This is a genomic window from Blastococcus sp. SYSU D00813 (genome assembly GCF_054050735.1).
On the sequence record NZ_JBJGZX010000010.1, the window covers coordinates 54252 to 76028 of the forward strand.

A 21777-nucleotide genomic window follows, 5' to 3' on the forward strand; every position below is an offset into this window, starting at 1 on the left:
GCCGCACCTCCTCCACGGACCGCGGGTGTGACGTACGACTCACTCCCGGGTGCATCCGCGGGCACGCCGAGAAAGGAAGAGTGCAATTCGGCCGTAGACTCGCGGTCATGACGCGCCTGCCGAGCCCCAGCGTCCTCCTCGAGGACCAGCTGTGCTTCGCCCTCTACGCCGCGTCTCGCGCCCTCACGGCGCGGTACCGGCCCCAGCTCGACGAGATCGGCCTGACCTATCCCCAGTACCTCGTGATGATGCTGCTGTGGGAAGAGGACAACCAGACCGTCGGCCAGCTCGGCACGCGGCTGAACCTCGACAGCGGCACGCTGTCCCCGCTGCTGAAGAGGCTGACGGCGGCCGGCCTGGTCACCCGTCACCGGCGGGTCGAGGACGAGCGGTCGGTGGCGATCGCGCTCACCGAGAAGGGCCGGTCGCTGCGCGAGCGGGGCCTGGCCATCAACAAGGACATGCTCTGTGCGCTCGAGCTGGACGTCGACAGCTTCCAGGGGCTGAAGTCCCAGCTGGAGACGCTCATCGAGCGGGTGGGCACGGCCGAGCGCACGGGCGTCTGACCTCTCCGGTTGTGCCCCACCCGGCCGGGTAGGGCCCGGGTCAGCGCCGTCCGGACCGGGCGGCCCGACCCAGGAGGAGAGCCATGCCCTCTCGTAGCGCCCGTACGGCCTGGAACGGCACCCTGCAGGAGGGGTCCGGGCAGGTCGAGCTGTCGAGCTCGAAGGCCGGGACCTTCGACGTCAGCTTCCCCAAGCGCGCAGCCGAGGAGGCCGGTGGCACCACCAGCCCCGAGGAGCTCATCGCCGCCGCGCACTCGTCCTGCTTCGCCATGGCGCTGTCCAGCGAGATCGGCAAGGCCGGGGGGACGCCGCAGGGGCTCGAGATCAGCGCCGAGGTGACACTGGGGCAGAAAGACGGCGCACCGACCATCACGAAGATCCACCTCACGGTGCACGGCGAGGTGGAGGGCCTGGACGCCGCCGGCTTCGAGCAGGCCGCCCAGGCGGCCAAGGCCGGGTGCCCGGTGAGCAAGGCCCTCGCCGGCGTCGGCGAGATCACCCTCGACGCCTCGCTGGACTGACCTCCCGCACGACGACGGCCCGCACCCCGGCTGGGGTGCGGGCCGTCGTCGTGCGAGGCGTCCTCGGTCAGCGGGCGAGCGCGTGCTCCGCCTCACCGGCGGCCGGGACCTCGGAGCGCAGCCGCTCCTCGCCGCTCTCCGTCCGCAGGGCGACCTCGCGGATGAACGCGATGGCCAGGACGGCGACCACGGCCACCAGTCCCGAGACCAGGAAGATCCGGCCGGTCGCGTCGCCGTAGGAGACGGTGATCAGCTCGCGGATGGCCGGCGGCGCGTCGGCCAGGTCGGCCAGCCCGACGCTCCCCGACCCGCCGGACGCCGCCCCCTCGGGCAGGCCCGCGGTGATGAGCGTGCCGACACGGGCGCTGAGGACCGCACCCAGGACCGAGACGCCGATCGTGCCGCCGAGGCTGCGGAAGAAGGCCACGGCCGAGCTCGCCGCGCCCAGGTCCTGGGCGGCGACGGTGTTCTGCACCGCCAGCACCAGGTTCTGCATCGTCATGCCGATGCCGGTGCCGAGCACGAAGAGGAAGACGCCCAGCAGGGGCATCGCCGTCTCGTGGTCGATCGTGCCCAGCAGCCCGAAGCCGGCGACGACGGTGAGCGAGCCGGCCACCAGGAACCGCTTCCACCGGCCGTGGCGGGTGATCAGGATGCCCGAGACCGTCGAGGAGACCAGCAGCCCGGCGACCATCGGGATGGTCAGCAGGCCCGCCGCGGTCGGCGAGTAGCCGCGGGAGATCTGCAGGTACTGGCCGAGGAACACCGATGACCCGAACATCGCGACACCGATGGCCATGCTGGCCAGGATCGCCAGGGTGGTGGTGCGGTCGCGGAAGAGCCGCAGCGGGACGATCGGCTCGCGCGCCTTCAGCTCGGTGACCACGAAGGCCACCACCGCGAGCACGCCGCCGGTGAGGAACAGCGCCGTCTCGGTCGAGGCCCAGGCGAAGGTGTCGCCGGCCAGGGTGACCCAGATGAGCAGGGCCGAGACGCCGGCGGTGAGGAAGGCCGCGCCGAGGTAGTCGATGTGCACGTCCCGCTTGGTCACCGGCAGGTGCAGCGTCCGCTGCAGCAGGACCAGGGCGACCGCGGCGAAGGGCACGCCGACGTAGAAGCACCAGCGCCAGCCCAGCCAGCTGGTGTCCACCAGCAGGCCGCCCAGCAGCGGGCCGCCGACGGTGGCCACCGCCATGACGCTGCCCAGCAGGCCGGAGTACCGGCCGCGCTCCCGGGGGCTGATCATCGCCGCCATGGCGATCTGCACCAGCGCCTGCAGGCCGCCGAGGCCCAGGCCCTGGAGGACGCGCCAGGCGATGAGCGTCTCGACCGACTGGGCGAGCCCGGCGAGCATCGACCCGGCGATGAAGACGACGATCGACAGCTGGATCAGCAGCTTCTTGCTGAACAGGTCGGCGAGCTTGCCCCAGATCGGGGTCGAGGCGGTCGAGGCGAGCAGGGTCGCGGTGACCACCCAGGTGTACTGGCTCTGCGAGCCGCGCAGGTCGGTGATGATCGTGGGCAGGGCGTTGGAGACGACGGTCGAGGACAGGAACGCCACGAACATCGCGAGCAACATCCCCGAGAGGGCCTCGAGGATCTGGCGGTGACTCATCCGGCCCTGCTGCTGCACGGGGGCGGGTGCGTCGACGGTGCTGGTCACGGTTCTCCTGGTCGGTCCTGGGGAGGGCGCGCGGTCGGGCGCGGGAGTCACGAGGCGACCCGGTCGGTCGCGGGACGACCCGGGTGGCGGGCGGCCGCCTCCAGGTCGCCGAGGAGTCGCTCGACGAGCTCGGACAGGCGGACGGCGTCGTCCTCGTCCCAGCCGCCGAGCGCGGTGGCCGCCCAGTCGTTGCGCAGCGCGCGCGTGGTGGCCAGCGCGGCGGCGCCCGCGTCGCTCAGCCGCAGGAGGCTGGCGCGGCCGTCACGCGGGTCGGGACGGCGCTCGAGGTAGCCGGCCCGCTGCAGGGCGGCCACCTGCCGGCTGGCGACCGAGACGTCGATGCCGGCGGCGGCCGCCAGGCCGCTGCAGCGCTGCTCGCCGCCCTGCTCGAGGGGGACCAGCAGGGCCCAGCCGTAGGAGGGCAGGTCGCCGTACAGGGCGTCGGCGGCTCGGGAGCCGAGGTGGCGGCCGGTGCGGAACAGCTGCGAGAGGCCGGCGGCGAGCCGGTCGCGGGTCTCGCGGGTGGTGGGCATGGGGTCCTCACGCGTCAGGAACTTGCTGACACCAACCATATGTCCGGTTGGTTGCTGTCTGCAACAACAGACGCGCGGGATGTGCGCCACACCCCCGGACGGGCGAGGCCCGGTCCTCGCGGGTGCGGGGACCGGGCCTCGGCCGGAGCGGGCGGTGGCGCTAGAGCGTGGTCGCGGTGCGGGCCTGCGCCTCGCCGAGCCGGTTGAACCGGCCGAGCAGCTCCCCGAGCCGCGCGACGTCCTCCACCGGCCAGTGGGAGAGGTCCTCCTCCCAGCGGGCCCGCCGCGCCTCCCGGATGCGCGCCAGCTGGGCGGCTCCCTGCGGCGAGGGGGTCAGCACCTGGGCCCGGCCGTCGGTGGGGTCGGCCTCCCGGCTGACCAGCCCGAGGTCGACCAGGGAGGAGACCTGCCGGCTGACGGTGCTCTTGTCCAGGCCCAGCCGCACGACGAGGTCGGTGGCCCGCAGCGGGCCGGCGTCGGCGAGGAGGGCGAGCAGGCCGTAGGCGGCACCGTCGAGGTCGGGGTGGATCTCCCGCGCCAGCCGGGTGGACATCGCCCGCGACCGGCGCAGCAGCAGGCCGATCTCCCGCTCGACCACGACGTAGGCCTCGTGCGTGTCCACGGGCCGCTCCGCTTCCACCGGGTCCCCGGTGCTCATCGGGACTCCCGCGGGCGCCACACCACGAGCGCCGAGGTGGAGGGCCGCATCGGCACCAGCGCGCCGCCGTAGCCCCCGCTCCCGAAGGAGCCGGTGCGCGCGGCGCTCTCCGCGGCGATCCGGCGGCTCTCGGCCACCTCGAGCTCGTCGATCAGCTCGCGGACGCGCTGCTGCAGCGCCTCCACCTGCGACTCGAGCTCGATGATCCGCTTGATCCCGGCGAGGTTGACGCCGTCCTCCTGGGACAGGCGCTGCACCTCCCGCAGCAGCGCGACGTCGCGCGGGCTGTACCGGCGCCCACCGCCGGCCGTCCGCCCCGGCCGCACCAGGCCGAGCCGATCGTACTGCCGCAGGGTCTGGGCATGCATCCCCGCCAGCTCCGCGGCCACCGAGATGACGAAGACCGGGGCGTCCTCGGCGACGGCGCGGCCGGCCTCCGCCCGTTCGCGGCCGCCGTCGGTGGGGGCGGTCACCGGGCACCCCCACCGGAGACGGCGGCGGTGATCCGCGGCCGCGGGTCACCGAGCTCGGCCTCGAGCGCCTTGATCGCCTGCTCGGCGGCCGGCGACACCCGCTTGGGGACGGCGACCTCGACGGTCACCAGCAGGTCACCGGGCCGGCCCTTGCCCGGGACGCCGCGGCCGCGCACGCGCAGCGTCTGCCCGCTGGCGGTGCCGGCCGGCACCCGCAGCGAGACGTTGCCGTCGAGCGTGGGCACGGTGAGCGTGGTGCCGAGGGTCGCCTCGCCGAAGGTGATCGGCACGGTCAGCGTCAGGTCGCTGCCCGAGCGCCCGAACAGCTCGTGCTCCGACACGTGCACGACGACGAACAGGTCGCCGGCCGGACCGCCCCGCCGTCCCGGCGCCCCCTTGCCGGCCAGCCGGATGCGCTGGCCGTCCTTGACGCCGGCCGGGATGCGGACGGTGATGGTGCGCGTCTGCGTCGTCACCCCGCTGCCGGTGCAGGTCGGGCACGGGTCGTCGACCACCGAGCCGCTGCCGCGGCAGTTGCGGCACGGCTCGGAGAACGCGAACGCGCCCTGGCTGCGGCTGGTCACCCCGGCGCCCTGGCACACCGGGCAGGTGTGCGGGGAGGTGCCGGGCTTGGCGCCGCTGCCGGCGCAGGTCGGGCAGGTGCCCGGGCTCTGCATCCGCAGCGGCACGGTCACGCCGAGGACGGCCTCCTCGAACGACAGGGTCGCCTCGGTCTCGACGTCCTGGCCGCGGGCCGGCCCGGACGCCGCCTGGCTGCGCGCCCGGGCACTGCCCGGCGCGGCACCGCCGCCGAACAGGCCGCCCAGCAGGTCACCCAGACCGCCGGCCCCACCCGTCCGGCCGCCCGCACCGCCGGCCGCGCCGAACAGGTCGCCGAGGTCGAACGGCTGGCCGGTGCCGGCGCTGTTGGGGAAGCCGCCGGGGAAACCGGCCCGCGCCCCCGCCCCGCCGGCACCGAACAGCCGCCGCGCCTCGTCGTACTCGGCCCGACGCTTGGGGTCCGACAGCACGTCGTAGGCCTCGGAGACCTCCTTGAACCGGGCCTCCGCGTCCGCGTTGCCCGGGTTCTTGTCCGGGTGCAGGTCGCGGGCGAGCTGGCGGTAGGCCTTCTTGATCGCCGCCGCGTCGGCGTCCTGGGCGACGCCCAGCGCGGCGTAGTAGTCCTTCTCGATGAAGTCCCGGGTGCTCATCGGACGCCCCCTCTCGCGCTCAGTCGGACGCCGGTGAGCCTGCCGCCGGCTCGTCGGCCGGCTCGGCGGCGGGCGCCGGGTGCTCGGGCTCGGTGACCGCCACCATCGCGGTGCGCAGCACGCGGTCGCCGCGGCGGAAGCCCTGCCGCAGCACCGTGGTCGCGGTCGGCACGCTCACCTCGGCGGAGGTGTCGTGCATGACCGCCTCGTGCAGCGCCGGGTCGAACGGGTCGCCGCTCTTCCCGAACGCCTCGACCCCGAGGCCGTCGAGCACCCCGAGGACCCGGTCGGCGACCACCTTGAAGGCGCCGGTCAGGTCCCCGTGGTCACGCGCCCGCTCGATGTCGTCGACGATCGGGAACAGCCCGGTGGCGAAGCGCTCGGCCGCCTGGTCGACGACCAGCGCGCGGTCGCGGTCGACCCGTCGCCGGTAGTTCGCGTACTCGGCGGTGACCCGCTGCAGGTCCTCCGTCCGCTCGGCGAGCTGACGGGCGAGGTCGCCGTCCGCGCTCCCGCTCGCCTGCTCCTCGACCGGCGGGGCGGCCGCCGTCTCGTTCTCGCTCATCTGCTCCCCTGCTGCACGACTGGTGGCTGCGGATGCGGTGGGCCCGCCCGGCGGGGAGCCGGCCGGCTGTGCGCCGGCCGGCTCCCGCACCGTGCCGCTGGTGGGGTCGATCCGCCGCTTGTCACGGATCACGACCCGCGGCTGCTCGTCCCCCGTTGTCATCGGCGGGTGTCGTCCTCGTCGACGATCTCGGCGTCCACGACGTCGTCGTCGGTCGACGACGCGCCCGGCGCACCGGCGTCCGGGCCGTCCGCGCCGGCGCCGGCGCCGGCCGCACCCGCCTCGGCCTGCTGGGCGTAGAGCGCCCCGCCGACCTCCTGCGAGATGCGGGCGACCTTCTCCTGCGCGGCCTTGATGGCCGCGATGTCCGAGCCGCCGAGGGCGGAGCGCAGCTCGGTCAGCGCCTCGCCGAGCTCCTCCTTCTTGTCGGCCGGGATCTTCTCGCCGTTCTCGGCCAGGAACTTCTCGGTCTGGTACTGCAGGGACTCGGCCAGGTTGCGGGTCTCGGCCTCCTCGCGGCGGCGCTTGTCCTCCTCGGCGTGGGCCTCGGCGTCGCGCATCATCCGCTCGATGTCCTCCTTGGGGAGGGCCGAGCCGCCGGTGATGGTCATCGACTGCTCCTTGCCCGTGCCCAGGTCCTTCGCGGACACGTGCACGATGCCGTTGGCGTCGATGTCGAAGGCCACCTCGATCTGCGGGACGCCGCGGGGCGCCGGGGGCAGACCGGTCAGCTCGAACATGCCGAGCTTCTTGTTGTACATGGCCATCTCGCGCTCGCCCTGGAACACCTGGATCTGCACGGACGGCTGGTTGTCGTCGGCCGTCGTGAAGATCTCCGAGCGCTTGGTCGGGATCGTGGTGTTGCGCTCGATGAGCTTGGTCATGATCCCGCCCTTGGTCTCGATGCCCAGGGACAGCGGGGTGACGTCGAGCAGCAGGACGTCCTTGACCTCGCCCTTGAGGACGCCGGCCTGCAGGGCGGCGCCGATGGCGACGACCTCGTCGGGGTTGACGCCCTTGTTGGGCTCCTTGCCGCCGGTCAGCTCCTTGACCAGGTCGGTGACGGCGGGCATGCGGGTCGAGCCACCCACGAGGACGACGTGGTCGATCTGGCCGACCGAGATGCCGGCGTCGCGGATCGCCTGGTTGAACGGCGCGCGGGCACGGTCCAGGAGGTCCTGCGTCAGCCGCTGGAACTCGGCGCGGGTGATCGTGACGTCCAGGTGCAGCGGGCCGTCGGCGCCGGCGGTGATGTAGGGCAGGTTGACGTTGCTCGACTGGGCGCCCGACAGCTCGATCTTGGCCTTCTCGGCGGCCTCGCGGAGCCGCTGCATGGCCAGCTTGTCCTTGGACAGGTCGATGCCGTTCTGGGCGTTGAACGTCTGCACCAGGTGCTTGACGACGCGCTCGTCCCAGTCGTCGCCACCGAGGTGGTTGTCACCGGCGGTGGCCTTCACCTCGATGACGCCCTCGCCGATCTCCAGGAGCGAGACGTCGAAGGTGCCGCCGCCGAGGTCGAAGACGAGGATCGTCTGCTCGGTCTCGCCCTTGTCCAGGCCGTAGGCCAGCGCGGCCGCGGTGGGCTCGTTGACGATGCGGAGCACGTTGAGGCCCGCGATCTCGCCGGCCTCCTTGGTGGCCTGGCGCTGGGCGTCCTCGAAGTAGGCCGGGACGGTGATGACGGCGTCGGTCACCGGCTCGCCGAGGTAGGTCTCGGCGTCCCGCTTGAGCTTCTGCAGGATGCGGGCGCTGATCTCCTGCGGCGTGTACTTCTTGCCGTCGATCTCGTCGGTGCGCCAGTCGGTGCCCATGTGCCGCTTGACGCTGCGGATGGTGCGGTCGACGTTGGTGACCGCCTGGTTCTTGGCCGACTGGCCGACGAGGACCTCGCCGTTCTTGGCGAAGGCGACGACCGAGGGCGTGGTGCGCGAGCCCTCGGAGTTCGCGATGACCGTCGGCTCACCGCCCTCCAGGACGGTGACGACGGAGTTGGTGGTGCCGAGGTCGATACCGACCGCTCGAGCCATGGAGCTGGCCTCTCTTCCGTGATGATGCTGGGTGTTCCGTGGTCTGCGTGGGGCCGTCGAGGGACCGCCGTCCATCATCTTGCGTCGGGTCCGCTCAACTTTCCTGCCCAGCCTAACGGCACGTCGCCGGGGAGTGTTCCCGGCCGCCCCCACACCGGCAGCCGAGAAGCCACCCACCCCCCGGCGCCACGGACGGGGTGCGGCTCGCGCCAGGCAACGGACGGGACCGTCCGCCGGCCGTCGACCCGGCGACGGACGAGGCGCCCGGCGGGGACGACGGCGCAGGCGCACACTGCGGGCGTGAGAGGGGTCACGCCCGGACTGCTGCTCCGCGCGGCGGCCGGGGTTACTGGCGAGTAACGTGAGCGCGCGCCGTTATCGTGCGCAGGCGTGCGGGCAGCGGTGCCCGTGGCGGTCCGCCGCCGGCCGGAACCGGCCGGTGCGCGGCGGCGAGGCGCTCCTCGGCGTCGCCGGGCGGACCGGAGATCGTCCGACGCCGCCGGGCGTCCGGGAGGGAAGCACTCTATGACAGGCCCGCTGCAGATCGTCATGGGGACGATCAGCGTCCTGTTCCTGATCGTCGCGTCCGTGCTCGCCTATCGGGCGGTGCGCGCGATGATCCGGATCATCAGGACCGGCCAGCCGGACAACAGCCGGTCCGGCCCGGTCGGCCCGCGGCTGAAGACCCTCGTGGTCGAGTCGCTCGGCCACACCCGCATGCTCAAGTGGTCGGCCATCGGCGTCGCCCACTGGTTCGTCTTCCTCGGGTTCTACGGCCTGTTCCTCACCCTGGTGGAGGCGTTCGGCGAGGTCTGGAACCCCGAGTTCCACCTGCCGCTCATCGGCGAGTGGAGCCTGTGGAACCTGTTCGCCGACATCATCGGCACGGGGACGATCCTGGGGATCCTCTACCTGATCTACCGGCGCCAGCGGGACCACCCGCGCCGCCAGGGCCGCAAGAGCCGCTTCGCCGGGTCGAACGAGGGCCGGGGCTACTTCGTCGAGGCCGTCGTCCTCACCGTCGGCGTCTGCATCCTGCTGATCCGCGCACTCAAGGTCTCCTCCGACCTGACCGACGCCCCCGGCTGGTCGCACCCGGTCTCCGGCGCGCTGGCGACCGTGCTGCCCGACAGCCCGACGCTGCTGTCGGTCGTCGCGTTCATCAAGATCGTCGTGTCGCTGACCTGGCTCGTGGTCATCAGCCGGATCCTCAACATGGGTGTCGCCTGGCACCGGTTCAGCGCGTTCTTCAACATCTACTTCAAGCGCGAGGGCACCAGCGGTGCCCCGGCCCTGGGCCCGCTGCAGCCGATGACCTCGAACGGCAAGCCGATCGACTTCGAGGACCCCGGCGAGGACGACGTCTTCGGTCGCGGCAAGATCGAGGACTTCACCTGGAAGGGCATGCTCGACTTCACCACCTGCACGGAGTGCGGTCGGTGCCAGAGCCAGTGCCCGGCGTGGAACACCGGCAAGCCCCTGTCGCCGAAGATGGTGATCATGGACCTGCGGGACCACCTCTACGCGAAGGCCCCGTACCTGCTGGGCGAGAAGACGGCGAGCGAGACCGCGCCGGACTACGACATCCTGAAGCCCAGCGACGAGCAGGTCTGGGCCTCGGGCTACGCCCGCATCGAGGGCACCAACGACGCCCAGGCGCACCGCCCGCTGGTCGGCACCCTCGAGGAGGGCGGGGTCATCGACCCCGACGTCCTGTGGAGCTGCACCAACTGCGGCGCCTGCGTCGAGCAGTGCCCGGTCGACATCGAGCACATCGACCACATCGACGACATGCGCCGCTACCAGGTGCTCATCGAGTCGAGCTTCCCCTCGGAGGCCGGCGTGATGATGCGCAACCTGGAGAACCGCGGGAACCCCTGGGGCGTCAGCCCGAGCACCCGCAACGAGTGGATCAAGGAGGTCGACTTCGAGGTCGAGGTCGCCGACGGTCCGCTCGACTACGACGTCGAGTACCTGTTCTGGGTCGGCTGCGCCGGCGCCATCGACGACCGCGCCAAGAAGGTCACCAAGGCCGTCGCCGAGCTGCTGCACACCGCCGGCGTCCGCTTCGCGGTGATGGGCGAGGGCGAGACCTGCTCGGGCGACCCGGCCCGCCGCATGGGCAACGAGTTCCTGTTCCAGATGCTGGCCCAGGAGAACGTGGAGTCGCTCAACGGCGTGTTCGAGGGCCGCGTGCCGGGGATGCGCAAGATCGTCACGACCTGCCCGCACTGCTTCAACTCGCTCGGTCGCGAGTACCCGCAGGTGGGCGGCGAGTACGAGGTCGTGCACCACACGCAGCTGCTCAGCCAGCTGATCGAGGAGGGCCGGCTCACCCCGGTCACCCCGGTGGACCGCAAGATCACCTACCACGACCCGTGCTTCCTGGGCCGGCACAACAAGGTCTACACGCCGCCCCGCGAGATCCTCGACTCCGTCCAGGGCCTGTCCACGCAGGAGATGCACCGTTGCAAGGACCGCGGCTTCTGCTGCGGCGCCGGCGGCGCGCGCATGTGGATGGAGGAGAAGATCGGCAAGCGGATCAACGTGGAGCGCACCGAGGAGGCCCTGGGCCTCGACCCGGACGTCATCTCCACCGCCTGCCCGTTCTGCATCACGATGCTGTCGGACGCCCTCACGTCCAAGAAGCAGAACGGCGAGGCCGGCGAGCACGTCGAGGTCCTCGACGTCAGCCAGATCCTGCTCCGCTCGATGGCGCCGGTCGGCGCCCCCGGGACGGAGTCCGGGGCCGACGTCGGCACCAAGGCCGACGACGTCGCCGGCACCGGCTCGGCGGCCACGGAGCACGGCCCGCAGGCCTAGCCGCACCCCCGCACGCCGCACCCCGCACCACGACGACGGCGCGTGTCCCCCGCCGGGGCACGCGCCGTCGCGCGTCTCCGGCCGACGACTGCTTAGCGGGGCAAAGGACCCGGTCGCGGTCGCCGTCGGGCGGCGGAGGACCATCGACCGGTGACCCGCACCGCCGCCCGCACTGCCCCGCAGACCCCCGACACCGCTCGCCGGGGACTGGTGCTGGTCGGCGTCGCGATCGTGCTGACCGGGCTCAACCTGCGGACGGCGGTGGGCAGCGTCGGCCCGGTGCTCGAGGAGGTCGAGGCGGCGCTGGGGCTGACCAGCGCGGCGGCCGGGCTGCTCACCACCATGCCGGTGCTCTGCTTCGCCCTCATCGGCTTCGCCGGCCCGCCGCTGTCGGCCCGGTTCCGCGACTCGCACGTGCTGGCCGGGGGGCTGCTGGTGATGGCCGCCGGCCTGGTCCTGCGGTCGTCGGTGAGCTCGCCGGCGCCCTTCTTCGCCGGCACGGTGCTGGCGATGACCGGCGGGGCGCTGGGCAACGTGCTGCTGCCCAGCCTCGTGAAGCGCTACTTCCCCACCCGCGCCGGGCTCATGGTCGGCGCCTACGGCGTCACCCTGGGGCTCGGCGGCGCCGTCGCGGCCGTCGTCCCGCAGCAGGTGGTCGCCGCCGTCGGCGACGACGGGTGGCGCTGGGGCCTGGGGCTGTGGGCGGTCCTGGCCGTGGTGTCGGCCCTGCCGTGGCTCGCCGTCCCCGCGCGGCCGGGCGCCTCGCGCGGCGCGCACGCCGCGGTGCCGATGCGCGCCCTGCTGCGCAGCCGGCTGGCGTGGGCGCTGGCGGTGTTCTTCGGGGTGCAGGCGATGCAGGCCTACGTCGTCATCGGCTGGTCCGCGCAGTACCTGCGCGACTCCGGGGTGTCGGCCGCCACGGCCGGGTGGCTGCTCGGCTTCAACACCGTCCTGACGATCCCCCTCAACGGCATCGTGCCCGTGCTCGCCTCGCGGCAGCGGCTCCAGCGGCCGGTGCTGGGCGCCTCGCTGCTCGCCTACGTGATCGCCTGGACCGGTCTGTGGGCGGCGCCGGCCGCGGCGCCCGTGCTCTGGATGAGCGTGCTCGCCGTCGGACTGGGCAGCTTCCCCCTGGCCCTGGCCCTCTTCGGCCTGCGCGCCGGCTCGCCGGAGTCGACGGCGGCGCTGTCGACCTTCGCCCAGGGCGTCGGCTACCTGCTCTCCGGCCTCGGCCCCCTGCTGGTCGGGCTGCTGCGCGGCGTGACCGGGGACTACACCGGCATGTTCGTCGTCGTGCTCACGGGCGTGGTCGTCCTCGGCGCCACCGGGTGGGTCTCGACCCGGCCCCGGCTGGTCGAGGACGAGATCGGGACGGCGCTGTCGTCGCCGTCCCCCGCCCCGGACGTCGTGGAGGCGGCCGGGGAGGCGCCCGTGGTGGTCAGGGAGCCGGGCGACGGGTCTCGGCGCGCGTGAAGTTCCGGAACGAGCGGGACGGCGTCGGGCCGCGCTGGTCCTGGTAGCGCGAGCCGTAGACCGCCGACCCGTAGGGGTGCTCGGCCGCGCTGGTCAGCCGGAACAGGCACAGCTGCCCGATCTTCATGCCCGGCCAGAGCGTGATCGGCAGGTTGGCCACGTTCGACAGCTCCAGCGTGATGTGCCCGGAGAAGCCCGGGTCCACGAAGCCGGCCGTCGAGTGGGTGAGCAGGCCCAGCCGGCCCAGCGAGCTCTTGCCCTCGAGCCGGGCGGCCAGGTCGTCGGGGATCGAGACGACCTCCAGGGTGGAGCCGAGCACGAACTCCCCCGGGTGCAGCACGAAGGGCTCGTCGCCCTCCGGCTCCACCAGGGTGGTCAGGTCGTCCTGCTGCGAGGCGGGGTCGATGTGCGTGTACCGGGCGTTGTTGAAGACCCGGAAGAACCGGTCCAGCCGGACGTCGATGCTCGACGGCTGGATCAGCCCCGGGTCGTGGGGCTCGATGCCCAGGCGCCCGTCGGCGATCGCCGCGGTGATGTCGCGGTCGGACAGCAGCATGGCCGGAGTCTAGGGAGCGCCCGCGAGCAGGGACCTGGGTCCTCGGCCGCGCCTCTCCGGGCGCGGACCGGCGCGCCGAGACGGCGATGGCGACGGCAAGGCCGATGGCGGGGGCCGAGCAGCTGCGCCCGGTGGGAGCTCCTTCCCGGCCCACTCCCGGGCGAGGAGCGCCGCTGACCCCCGGCGTCCCCCCGTCGGGTGGACCGCGCGCTCCACCCGACGGCTCCCAGGCACCGCCTGTACGGTCGGGGCATCACGGGGCGGCCCACCCCTGGGCCCACCACCCGGCGACGGGCGCCTTCCGGTGCGGCCGTCGCCGGTGGTCTGTCCGGAGGCGTGCGGAGGTGTGCGTGGGCGCGGAGGACGCGGCCGTCCCCACGGGGACCGACCTCTTCTCCGGTGGTGGCGAGAACGGCCGGCTCATGGCCGCCCTCGACTGGTCCCGCACGCCCATCGGCCCGGTGTCCGCGTGGCCGGCCAGCCTGCGCTTCGCCGTCCGCACCGTGCTCGCCTCGCGCTTCCCGATGATCCTGACCTGGGGCCCGCAGTACACCCAGATCTACAACGACGCCTACGCGCAGCTGATCGGCGCCAAGCACCCCGGCGCCATCGGCGAGGACCTCCGCGTGACGCTCGCCGAGGGCTGGTCGGCCCTGCAGGGCCCGGTCGAGCACGCCATCACGACCCGGGAGCCCAGCTGGATCCCCCAGCTGCTGCTGCCGCTGGAGCGCGCCGGGTACCGCGAGGAGGCCTACTTCACCGTCTCCCACGCCCCGGCGTTCGGCGACGACGGCGAGGTCGCCGGCATGCACGCGGTGTGCACCGAGGTCACCCGGCAGGTGCTCGCCGAGCGCCGGCAGGAGCTGCTCCGCCGGGTCGCCGCCTCCGGCGGCCGGCTGGACGACGACGCCGCCGTCGTGCGCGGCATGTGCGCGGCGATCGCCGAGGCCCCCGGGGACGTGCCGTTCGCCGCCGTGTGGCTGGCGCCGCCGGGCGGGGGGCCCCTCGAGCGGGTGGCCGCCTGCGGGTGCGACGACGAGCGGCTGCCCGCCTCGGTCGGGGACCCCGCGGAGCTGCAGGACCTCCCCGTCGCGGCCCTCGGCGCCCAGCCGGGCCCGCTGGGCGACCCGGTGACCGACACCGTCGTGCTGCCGCTGACGGGGGGCGGTCAGAGCGGCTCGGTCGGCGCGCTGGTCGTCGGCGTCAACCCGAACCGGGCCCTGGACGCCGAGTACCGGTCGTTCCACGAGCTGCTCGCCGGGCAGGTCGCCGGCGCCGTCGTCAACGCCCGGGCGTACGCCGCCGAGCGGTCCCGCGCCGAGGAGCTGGCCGAGCTGGACCGGGCCAAGACGGCGTTCTTCTCCGACGTCAGCCACGAGCTGCGCACCCCGGTCACGCTGCTGCTCGGGCCCCTCTCCGACGTCCTGGCCGACAGCGGGGACCGGCTGCCCGAGGACGTCCGCGAGCGCCTGTCGATGTCCCTGCGCAACGGCCGGCGGCTGCGCCGGCTGGTCGACGACCTGCTGGAGTTCGCCAGCATCGAGGCCGGGCGGAGCAGCGCCGTCCGCGTCCCCACCGACCTCCCCGCCCTCACCGCCGAGCTCGCGGGGGTGCTCCGGGCCGCCGCCGAGCGGGCCGGTCTCCGGCTGACCGTCGACTGCCCCCCGCTGGGGCGCACCGCCGCGGTCGACCCGCGGATGTGGGAGAAGATCGTCCTCAACCTGGTGAGCAACGCGGTCAAGTACACCTTCGTCGGCGGCATCGACGTCTCCCTGCGGGACGAGGACGGCCGGCTGGTGCTGCGGGTCGCCGACACCGGCGTCGGCATCCCCGCCGGGGAGCTCCCGCACGTCTTCGAGCGCTTCCACCGCGGCACCGACAGCCGGGCCCGCACCCGCGAGGGCACGGGCCTGGGGCTGGCGCTGGTGGCCGAGCTGGTCGGGCTGCACGGCGGCGAGGTGGCCGTGAGCAGCGAGCCCGGGGTGGGCAGCACGTTCACCGTCACGCTGCCCTACGGCGAGCCCGACGCGGCGGCGTCCGAGCCCCCGGCGCCCTCCGAGGCCGCCGCGACCCTCACGCCCTGGGACGACGACGCCGCCGCACCTCCGGTGACGGGCGCGCCCGGCGAGGACCGGACGACGGTGCTCGTGGTCGACGACAACGCCGACATGCGCGCCTACCTCACGCGGCTGCTCTCGCCGCACCACGCCGTCCGGACGGCGGTCGACGGCCGCGACGCCCTGGAGCAGATCCGCCGGGAGCGGCCCGACCTCGTGCTGACCGACGTGATGATGCCGGTGGTCGACGGCTTCGAGCTGCTCCGGGTGCTGCGGGGCGAGCCGGCCACCCAGACCCTGCCCGTCGTGATGCTCACCGCCCGGGCCGGCCAGGAGGCCGCGGTCGAGGGGCTCGAGGCCGGGGCCGACGACTACCTGCCCAAGCCCTTCGAGTCCGCGGAGCTGGTCGCGCGCGTCCGGGCGGTCCTGGACCGCGCCTCCGGCACGCCGCACGCGGAGCCGGCCGGCGAGCACCGCCCCGGCCCGCCGGTCGACACCGATCCCGCGCCGGCCTCCCCGCCGCGCCCGCGCGACCCCCTCGCCCGCCAGGTGGCCGCGCCGCCGGCCCCCGCGGCGCCGCCGGAGGCAGGCGTGCGCTCCGAGCGCTGGCGGTTCCCCTCCAGCACGGCGTCGATCCCCGCGCTGCGCCGCCGGCTGCGGCTGCTGTTCGCCGAGTGCGGCCTCGACGAGGACCTCGCCTACGACCTGCTGCTGGCCACCTGCGAGGCGGCGACCAACGCCGTCGAGCACGCGCAGGAGCCCACCGAGCCGGTCGTCGAGGTGACGGTCGAGGTCGGGCGGGCGGAGGTCGTCGTCCGCGTGCGCGACCACGGGCAGTGGCGCGAGCGGGTGCCGAGCATGGACCGGGGGCGCGGCTCGATGCTGATGAGCGCGTTCGCCGAGGTGACGGCGACCCCGAGCGCCGAGGGCACCACCGTGCTCATCCGCGCCCGCCGGGGCTGACCGCCGGGTGGATCGGCCGTGACAGCAGCGGGTCGCCGCCGTCGGTGAACAGCCGCGCGGTGGGGACGGTCGCCGCGGCCAGCCGCGCCATCGCCCGTCGCCCGGCCTCCGGGTGCCGGCCGTCGAGCGCCCCCACCCGGATCGCCACCACGAGGTCGAAGGGCTCCTCGCCGGGCAGGAGCTCGAACTCCTCGACCGCCGCCTGCCGCGCGCTGAGCCGCCCCGAGCGCAGCTCGGCCGCCGAGCCGGCGACGAGCTGGCGGATGGCCGTCGCCGACCGGTCGACGGCGAGGACGTGCCCGCCCGGGACCCGCGCGGCGATGGCACGGGCCGCGGCACCGGGGCCGCAGCCGACCTCCAGCACCCGCATCCCCGGCCGCAGGGGCAGCGCGGCGACCACCTCGGCGAGCCGCGCGGAGAGCACCCACCGATGATCTCGGCCCCCGGGGCCGGTCTCCACTCCTGACGGGTCCACACCGTCCGGACCGCCCGGACGCGACGGCCCGGGACGGGAGGTCCGGCGTGCGCCCCCTCACCCCGGACGTGACCGCCGACGGGCGGGCGGCGGCATGACCGGCCCCCTCGCGCCGCTGGCGCCGGTCCTCGGCCGGTGGCGCTCCTCCGGGATCGTGCTGGACGACGGTGGCGGCGTCACGCAGCGGATCTCGGGCACCGACGTCTACGGGGTGCTGCCCGGCGGCCGGTGGATCGCCCACGACGTCGACGTCGACATGGGCGGGCAGCGGGTGCTCGCGCACGAGCTCATCGGCGGGGCACACCCCGCCGGCGGCTGGTGGATGTACGCCTTCGACGAGGCCGCCGCCCCCGGGGTCATGCGACTGACCCGCGAGGAGCCGGGACTGCTCCTGCTGCACGGCGACGGGGTGCGCAGCTGGTTCCGCACGGGGGACGGCGGCGACGTCATGACCACGCGCTGGGAGCGGGAGGCCGACGGCGGCTGGCGGCCCTGGATGGACATGCGGTTCGAGCGTCTGGCCCCGGGGACCTGACCCCATCGGGTGCGACCCGGCTCCGCTCGCGACGGGCGGCTTGCTACTCTGGTCGCCGCGGCCCGAGGCCGCTCGCGGGTGTAGTTCAATGGTAGAACATCAGCTTCCCAAGCTGACAGTGCGAGTTCGATTCTCGTCACCCGCTCCGCACCGCACGCCGGGCCCGGTCGACCGACCAGGTCCGGCGTTCGTCGTCTCCGGCGCCGTCACGCGCGGACGGCGGTCACCGCCCACAGCGGGTCACCGAAGCCGGGCGGCGTCCGCAGGGCGACGACCGGCTCCTCGAAGCCGCCCGTCCGGCGCACCAGCTCGGCCACCAGCGCGCCGCGCTCGCCCTCCGGGGTGAGCAGCCACCCGCGCACCGCCTTGGTCGGGAAGCACCGGTTGGAGAAGGTCACCGCCAGCACGCCGCCGGGGCGCAGCACCCGCGCGACGTCGGCGAGCACCTCGACCGGGCGGGTGAGGTAGTCGATCGACACGCAGCAGACGACGGCGTCCATGTCGGCGTCGGGCAGGGGCACCCGCGGGTCGGCGTTCAGGTCGTGCACCACCCGCTGGGTGGCGGCCGGGTTGGCGGCCAGCTCCGCGGCGTTCATCCCGAGGACGACGAGCTCGGCCGGCGGGGTGCGGAAGTGCGAGACCCACGACGACATGAGGTCCAGCACCCGCAGCGGCCGGCCGGCGCCGCCGTCGATGCCGAGTTCGGCGTACAGGTCCCCGACCGCCGCGATCGCCCGGTCGTCGATGTGCGTGACCAGCCGCTGGGGCCGGTAGAAGAGGTCGTCGGAGCTCTCGTCCGCCCGGTCCCAGAAGCCGGCCGGGAAGTCGGGGCGGAGGTCCGGGTGGGGTTCGGGGCGCACGGCCCGAGTCTCCCGGCCGCGCGACCCCCGCGTCGGCCAGACTGCGCGGGTGACCTCCGGCCCCGACCGCGACGCGCTGGTCGCGACGCTGCGGGCGGCCGGGTGCGTCTTCGCCGAGGAGGAGGCCGCCGTCCTGCTCGAGACCACCGCGGACCCCGCCGCGCTGCCCGCCCTGGTGGCCCGTCGGGTGGCGGGCGAGCCGCTGGAGCAGGTGGTCGGCTGGGTGCGGTTCGACGGCCTGCGCGTCCCGGTGGAGCCGGGGGTCTTCGTGCCGCGGCAGCGCAGCGTGCTGCTCGTCGACCTGGCGCTGGCCGCGGTGCCCGACCCGCGCACCGTCGTCGACCTGTGCTGCGGCACCGGCGCCCTCGCGGCCGCCGTGGCCGCGCGGGCGCCCGGTCCGGTCGAGGTGCACGCCGCAGACCTCGAGCCGGCCGCCGTCCGGTGCGCCGCCCGGACCCTCGCTCCGTGGCACGGCCGGGCGCACCGCGGCGACCTCTTCGCCGCCCTCCCCGGCCGCCTCCGGGGCCGGGTGGACGTGCTCGTGGTCAACGCGCCCTACGTGCCGACCGGCTCGATCGGGCTCATGCCGCCGGAGGCGCGGCTGCACGAGCCCCGTAGCGCGCTCGACGGCGGTCCGGACGGCCTCGACCTGCACCGCCGCGTGGCCGCGGGAGCACCCGGCTGGCTCGCGCCCGGCGGGGTCCTCGTGCTCGAGACCAGCGCCCCGCAGGCCGAGCGGACGGCGGCAGCGGTGCGTGCGGCGGGCCTGCGGGCCGCGGTGCACGCCGACGCGGACCGGGACGCCACCGCGGTCGTGGGACTCATGACGCCGAGTGACCGATCGGCTCGTCCGCGTTCCGGAACACCGACGGCTTGAGGAACCCGCAGGTCAGCCAGGCCCTTGGTCCCTGTACCCAGGGTCGCGGTCCGGTCACGATGACGCCATGACGGATGTGGAGCCGCTGCGGCTCGGGGAGCTGCGGCCGCGGCGCCGTCCGCCGGCCCTGCTCGTGGACGTCGACGGCTCCCCCGCTGCCTACCGCTCCCTCGTCTGGGCCCTGCACGAGGCCGCCCGGCGGGAGGCGACCGTCGTCGCCGCCTGCGTGCTCGACGAGGGCCCGGAGGCGGCGGTCCTCGCCGCGGCCCGCGCCCGCGTGGAGGCCCAGGTGCTGCGGGCCATCGCCGAGACCGGCGTGCACGGCCGCGCCCGCACGGCCGTGCTGGAGCGCCCGGTGTTCGAGGCGCTGGCCGGCGCGGCCCGCGGCGGCGACCTCGTCCTGGTGACCGGCACCGGCAAGACGCTGCTGCGCCCCGCCGTCCCCCGGCCCCCCGTCCGCCGCCTGGCCCGCGGCGCCTGAGCGGCCCCTGCACGGTGTGTCGTCCTCCCCTCCCGGTCGGGCCGTGACCCCGCCCGACGGCGAGGTCCCGGCCGACACCACCCGCCTCGCCTCGGCCGTGCGCGCGGCCGCCGCCGTCCGCGGCGCGACCGCCGACGACCGGCTCGAGTCGACGCTGAACGACGTCGTCCAGGCCGCCGTCGAGCACGCGGGCGCCACCTACGGCGCCCTCGGCGTCCTGACACCCGACGGCACCCGCCTCGACCGCTTCGTCGTCGTCGGCATGAGCGACGAGGACGCCGCCCGCATCGGCCGGCTGCCCGAGGGCAGGGGCATCCTCGGGCTGCTGGTCGACCACCCGGTGCCGTTGCGGCTGGACGACCTCGGCGCACACCCCGCCTCGATCGGCCTGCCGCCCGGGCACCCGCCGATGCGCTCCTTCCTGGGCGTCCCGGTGTCGGCCGGCGCGTCGGTGTTCGGCCACCTCTACCTCACCGAGAAGCGGGACGGCGGCGGCTTCACCGCCGCGGACGAGGAGGTCGTGCAGGCCCTCGCCGAGGCGGCGGGGCTCGCGGTGGAGAACGCCCGCCTCGCCGAGGCCGCGGAACGGCGGCGGGCCTGGGCGCAGGCCGGCGCCGCCGTGGCCACCTCGCTGCTGTCGGGCACCGATCCCGAGCAGGTGCTGCACGACGTGGCCGAGCGCGTCGCCGAGCTGTCCTCCGCCGAGCTGTGCGGGGTGCTGGCCCCCCTGGACGAGGCCGACGACGAGTTCACGGTGATCGCCGGCGCGGGCGAGATCGGCGCCGACGCCGAGGGTGTCCGGCTGCCGCTGGCCGGCACCCGGCTGTACGCCGCCCACCGCGCCGGCGTGCCCGTGCTCATCGACGAGATCACCAGCACCGCCGAGACCCGCCCCTACGCCCCGGTGGTGCGCGAGCTCGTGGCCGAGGGCTACGGCCCGGGGCTCGTCGTCCCGCTGCCCGGCCGGCCGGCGCCCGCCACGTTGGTGGCGCTGCGCCGCGAGGGCGCCACGCCGTTCACCTCCGCCGACCTGGAGCTCGCGTCGTCCTTCGCCTCCCAGGTCGGCCTGGCGCTGGAGCTGGCGCGCAGCCGCGCCCGCGAGCGGGCCCTGGAGGTGGCCGCCGACCGCGACCGGATCGCCCGCGACCTGCACGACCACGTGGTGCAGCGGATCTACGCCACCGGGCTGGCGCTGGACCGCATCAGCCGGTCCCTGGAGGCCGACGCCCCCGAGGCGGCGGCGCGCATCGCCGAGCGGGTGGACGAGCTCGACGAGACGATCGCCCGCATCCGCGCCGCGATCTTCGAGCTGCACGAGGAGGGCGGTGGGTCGCCGGCCGCCGTCCGCACCCGGCTGGGCGAGGTGGTGCGGTCGGTCACCGAGGGGTCGGGCCTGCGGGTGGCCCTGCGGGTCCGCGACGGGTCCGAGGACCTGCCGGGCGAGCTGGTGCACGACGTCGTGGCGGTCGTGCGCGAGCTGGTGACCAACGTCGTGCGGCACGCCGGCGCCCGCCGGGTGACCGTCGAGGTGCTGGCCGACGGCGAGGTCACCGTCGTGGTGACCGACGACGGCCGCGGCCTGCCACCGGTCCAGGCACGCAGCGGACTGGCCAACCTCGCCGACCGGGCGGAGCGCCGCGGCGGCCGGATGGTGGTCACCGGAGGCCCCCCGGGGACGGCGGTGCGCTGGTCGGTCCCCCTCCCCTGAGCGACGGCCGCGACACCTCCGTCAGCGGTCCCGGAGCTCCGTGGCGAGGATCGCCGCCTGCGTCCGCCGCTCCAGGTTGAGCTTGGCGAGCAGGTGGCTGGTGTAGTTCTTCACGGTCTTCTCCGCCAGCCCCATCCGCTCGCCGATCTGGCGGTTGGTCAGGCCCTCGCCGATCAGCCGCAGCACGGTGCGCTCCTGCTCGGTGAGGCTGGCCAGCCGCCGGGCCCGCTCAGGGTCGCGCTGGCGCGGCACGGGCCGCTCGGGCGGGGCGACGCCGTAGTGCGTGCCGCCCGCGGCGACGGTGCGGACGGCGGAGACGAGCGCCGCCCCGCGGACCTGCTTGAGCACGTAGCCCGCCGCCCCGGCCGCGACCGCGGCGGCCACGGCGTCCTCGTCGGCGTAGCTGGTCAGGACCAGGCAGCGCAGGCCGGGCACCCGGTCGCGCAGCCGGCGGCAGACCTCCGCGCCGTCGCCGTCGGGCAGCCGCATGTCCACGACCGTCACGTCGGGCCGGACCGCCGGGACCCGCGCCAGCGCCTCGGTCGCGGACCCGGCCTCGCCGACGACGACGATGCCGGGGTCGTCCTCGAGCACCTCGGCCACGCCACGGCGGACCACCTCGTGGTCGTCGACGAGGAACACCCGCACGGGAGGCACACTGCCAGGCACCGCCACCGCCTCTCGCTGTGAGGGGCGTCACACCGACGCTTGTCACGGAGAGTAGTGCCTGCAGGTCGGGCGCACACCCCGAT

The 21777-nt window shown here is 74.8% G+C and carries 19 protein-coding genes, 1 tRNA gene and 3 pseudogenes; 12 read left to right on the forward strand and 11 right to left on the reverse strand.

The window, feature by feature from the left end; translation table 11 throughout:
- Window positions 1–107 precede the first annotated feature (107 nt).
- Together ACI8AX_RS09255 and ACI8AX_RS09260 are read left to right on the forward strand one after the other, a co-directional pair.
- A complete protein-coding gene (locus ACI8AX_RS09255) occupies window positions 108–566 on the forward strand; it encodes a MarR family winged helix-turn-helix transcriptional regulator (RefSeq protein ID WP_456549512.1) in 459 nt (152 codons plus the stop codon).
- Between the two features lie 83 nt (window positions 567–649).
- Window positions 650–1087 carry an OsmC family peroxiredoxin gene (locus tag ACI8AX_RS09260; RefSeq protein ID WP_456549513.1) on the forward strand — a complete coding sequence of 146 codons (438 nt, stop codon included), beginning with the start codon at window positions 650–652 and terminating at the stop codon, window positions 1085–1087.
- A 67-nt stretch (window positions 1088–1154) separates the two neighbouring features.
- Here the strand turns inward: ACI8AX_RS09260 and ACI8AX_RS09265 are convergent, their stop codons facing one another.
- From ACI8AX_RS09265 to dnaK, 7 genes are all read right to left on the reverse strand, one after another.
- Window positions 1155–2750 (reverse strand): MFS transporter, encoded by a 1596-nt coding sequence (locus ACI8AX_RS09265; protein ID WP_456549514.1) that lies wholly within the window; start codon window positions 2748–2750, stop codon window positions 1155–1157.
- Window positions 2751–2797: 47 nt separating this feature from the next.
- A complete protein-coding gene (locus tag ACI8AX_RS09270; protein WP_456549515.1) occupies window positions 2798–3283 on the reverse strand; it encodes a MarR family winged helix-turn-helix transcriptional regulator in 486 nt (161 codons plus the stop codon).
- Window positions 3284–3443: 160 nt separating this feature from the next.
- Complete coding sequence (locus ACI8AX_RS09275) at window positions 3444–3941, reverse strand: MarR family winged helix-turn-helix transcriptional regulator (protein WP_456549516.1); 498 nt, start codon at window positions 3939–3941, stop codon at window positions 3444–3446.
- The gene (locus tag ACI8AX_RS09280; protein ID WP_456549517.1) at window positions 3938–4414 is read right to left on the reverse strand and encodes a heat shock protein transcriptional repressor HspR; all 477 of its coding nucleotides are present in this window, start codon (window positions 4412–4414) and stop codon (window positions 3938–3940) included. The genes ACI8AX_RS09275 and ACI8AX_RS09280 overlap by 4 nt, the downstream gene beginning before the upstream one ends.
- Window positions 4411–5625: a molecular chaperone DnaJ gene (gene dnaJ / locus ACI8AX_RS09285; protein WP_456549518.1), complete on the reverse strand. Its 1215-nt coding sequence runs from the start codon at window positions 5623–5625 to the stop codon at window positions 4411–4413. Before dnaJ ends, ACI8AX_RS09280 begins: the two co-directional genes overlap by 4 nt.
- A 19-nt stretch (window positions 5626–5644) precedes the next feature.
- Window positions 5645–6352, reverse strand: coding sequence for a nucleotide exchange factor GrpE (gene grpE / locus ACI8AX_RS09290; RefSeq protein ID WP_456549519.1), 708 nt, complete (start codon window positions 6350–6352; stop codon window positions 5645–5647).
- The gene (dnaK, locus tag ACI8AX_RS09295; RefSeq protein ID WP_456549520.1) at window positions 6349–8217 is read right to left on the reverse strand and encodes a molecular chaperone DnaK; all 1869 of its coding nucleotides are present in this window, start codon (window positions 8215–8217) and stop codon (window positions 6349–6351) included. Before dnaK ends, grpE begins: the two co-directional genes overlap by 4 nt.
- A 525-nt stretch (window positions 8218–8742) precedes the next feature.
- On the opposite strand from dnaK, the gene ACI8AX_RS09300 reads away from it, so the two are divergent.
- Together ACI8AX_RS09300 and ACI8AX_RS09305 are read left to right on the forward strand one after the other, a co-directional pair.
- Window positions 8743–11040, forward strand: a complete 2298-nt coding sequence (locus tag ACI8AX_RS09300) for a (Fe-S)-binding protein (protein WP_456549521.1) — start codon at window positions 8743–8745, stop codon at window positions 11038–11040.
- 150 nt (window positions 11041–11190) lie between these two features.
- The gene (locus ACI8AX_RS09305; protein WP_456549522.1) at window positions 11191–12513 is read left to right on the forward strand and encodes an MFS transporter; all 1323 of its coding nucleotides are present in this window, start codon (window positions 11191–11193) and stop codon (window positions 12511–12513) included.
- On the opposite strand, the gene dcd is transcribed toward ACI8AX_RS09305, so the two are convergent.
- Window positions 12479–13069: a dCTP deaminase gene (gene dcd / locus ACI8AX_RS09310; protein ID WP_456549523.1), complete on the reverse strand. Its 591-nt coding sequence runs from the start codon at window positions 13067–13069 to the stop codon at window positions 12479–12481. The two genes, ACI8AX_RS09305 and dcd, sit on opposite strands and share 35 nt — an antisense overlap.
- Before the next feature lie 926 nt (window positions 13070–13995).
- On the opposite strand from dcd, the pseudogene ACI8AX_RS09315 reads away from it, so the two are divergent.
- The 3 pseudogenes from ACI8AX_RS09315 to ACI8AX_RS09325 form a co-directional block, all read left to right on the forward strand.
- Window positions 13996–15072, forward strand: a pseudogene (locus ACI8AX_RS09315) (sensor histidine kinase); the annotation flags it as partial.
- 150 nt (window positions 15073–15222) lie between these two features.
- Window positions 15223–15561, forward strand: a pseudogene (locus ACI8AX_RS09320) (response regulator transcription factor); the annotation flags it as partial.
- A 237-nt stretch (window positions 15562–15798) separates the two neighbouring features.
- Window positions 15799–16089: pseudogene (locus ACI8AX_RS09325) on the forward strand (ATP-binding protein); the annotation flags it as partial.
- Here ACI8AX_RS09325 and ACI8AX_RS09330 read toward each other — a convergent pair.
- Complete coding sequence (locus ACI8AX_RS09330; RefSeq protein WP_456549524.1) at window positions 16067–16513, reverse strand: SAM-dependent methyltransferase; 447 nt, start codon at window positions 16511–16513, stop codon at window positions 16067–16069. The pseudogene ACI8AX_RS09325 and the gene ACI8AX_RS09330 sit on opposite strands and share 23 nt — an antisense overlap.
- Window positions 16514–16658: 145 nt before the next feature.
- Between ACI8AX_RS09330 and ACI8AX_RS09335 the strand changes: the two genes are divergently transcribed.
- Window positions 16659–17099: a hypothetical protein gene (locus ACI8AX_RS09335; RefSeq protein ID WP_456549525.1), complete on the forward strand. Its 441-nt coding sequence runs from the start codon at window positions 16659–16661 to the stop codon at window positions 17097–17099.
- A gap of 74 nt (window positions 17100–17173) precedes the next feature.
- Window positions 17174–17244, forward strand: a tRNA-Gly gene (locus ACI8AX_RS09340).
- 61 nt (window positions 17245–17305) lie between these two features.
- On the opposite strand, the gene ACI8AX_RS09345 is transcribed toward ACI8AX_RS09340, so the two are convergent.
- Window positions 17306–17959, reverse strand: coding sequence for a class I SAM-dependent methyltransferase (locus ACI8AX_RS09345; RefSeq protein WP_456549526.1), 654 nt, complete (start codon window positions 17957–17959; stop codon window positions 17306–17308).
- Window positions 17960–18008: 49 nt separating this feature from the next.
- Here ACI8AX_RS09345 and ACI8AX_RS09350 point away from each other — a divergent pair, with 49 nt between their 5' ends.
- From ACI8AX_RS09350 to ACI8AX_RS09360, 3 genes are all read left to right on the forward strand, one after another.
- Window positions 18009–18836, forward strand: coding sequence for a putative protein N(5)-glutamine methyltransferase (locus ACI8AX_RS09350; RefSeq protein WP_456549527.1), 828 nt, complete (start codon window positions 18009–18011; stop codon window positions 18834–18836).
- Window positions 18837–18903: 67 nt separating this feature from the next.
- Complete coding sequence (locus ACI8AX_RS09355; protein WP_456549528.1) at window positions 18904–19317, forward strand: universal stress protein; 414 nt, start codon at window positions 18904–18906, stop codon at window positions 19315–19317.
- A 43-nt stretch (window positions 19318–19360) separates the two neighbouring features.
- Window positions 19361–21025, forward strand: a complete 1665-nt coding sequence (locus ACI8AX_RS09360; RefSeq protein WP_456549529.1) for a GAF domain-containing sensor histidine kinase — start codon at window positions 19361–19363, stop codon at window positions 21023–21025.
- A gap of 21 nt (window positions 21026–21046) precedes the next feature.
- On the opposite strand, the gene ACI8AX_RS09365 is transcribed toward ACI8AX_RS09360, so the two are convergent.
- Entirely contained in the window at window positions 21047–21673 is a 627-nt protein-coding gene (locus tag ACI8AX_RS09365) for a response regulator (RefSeq protein WP_456549530.1), read from the reverse strand.
- Window positions 21674–21777: the final 104 nt, after the last annotated feature.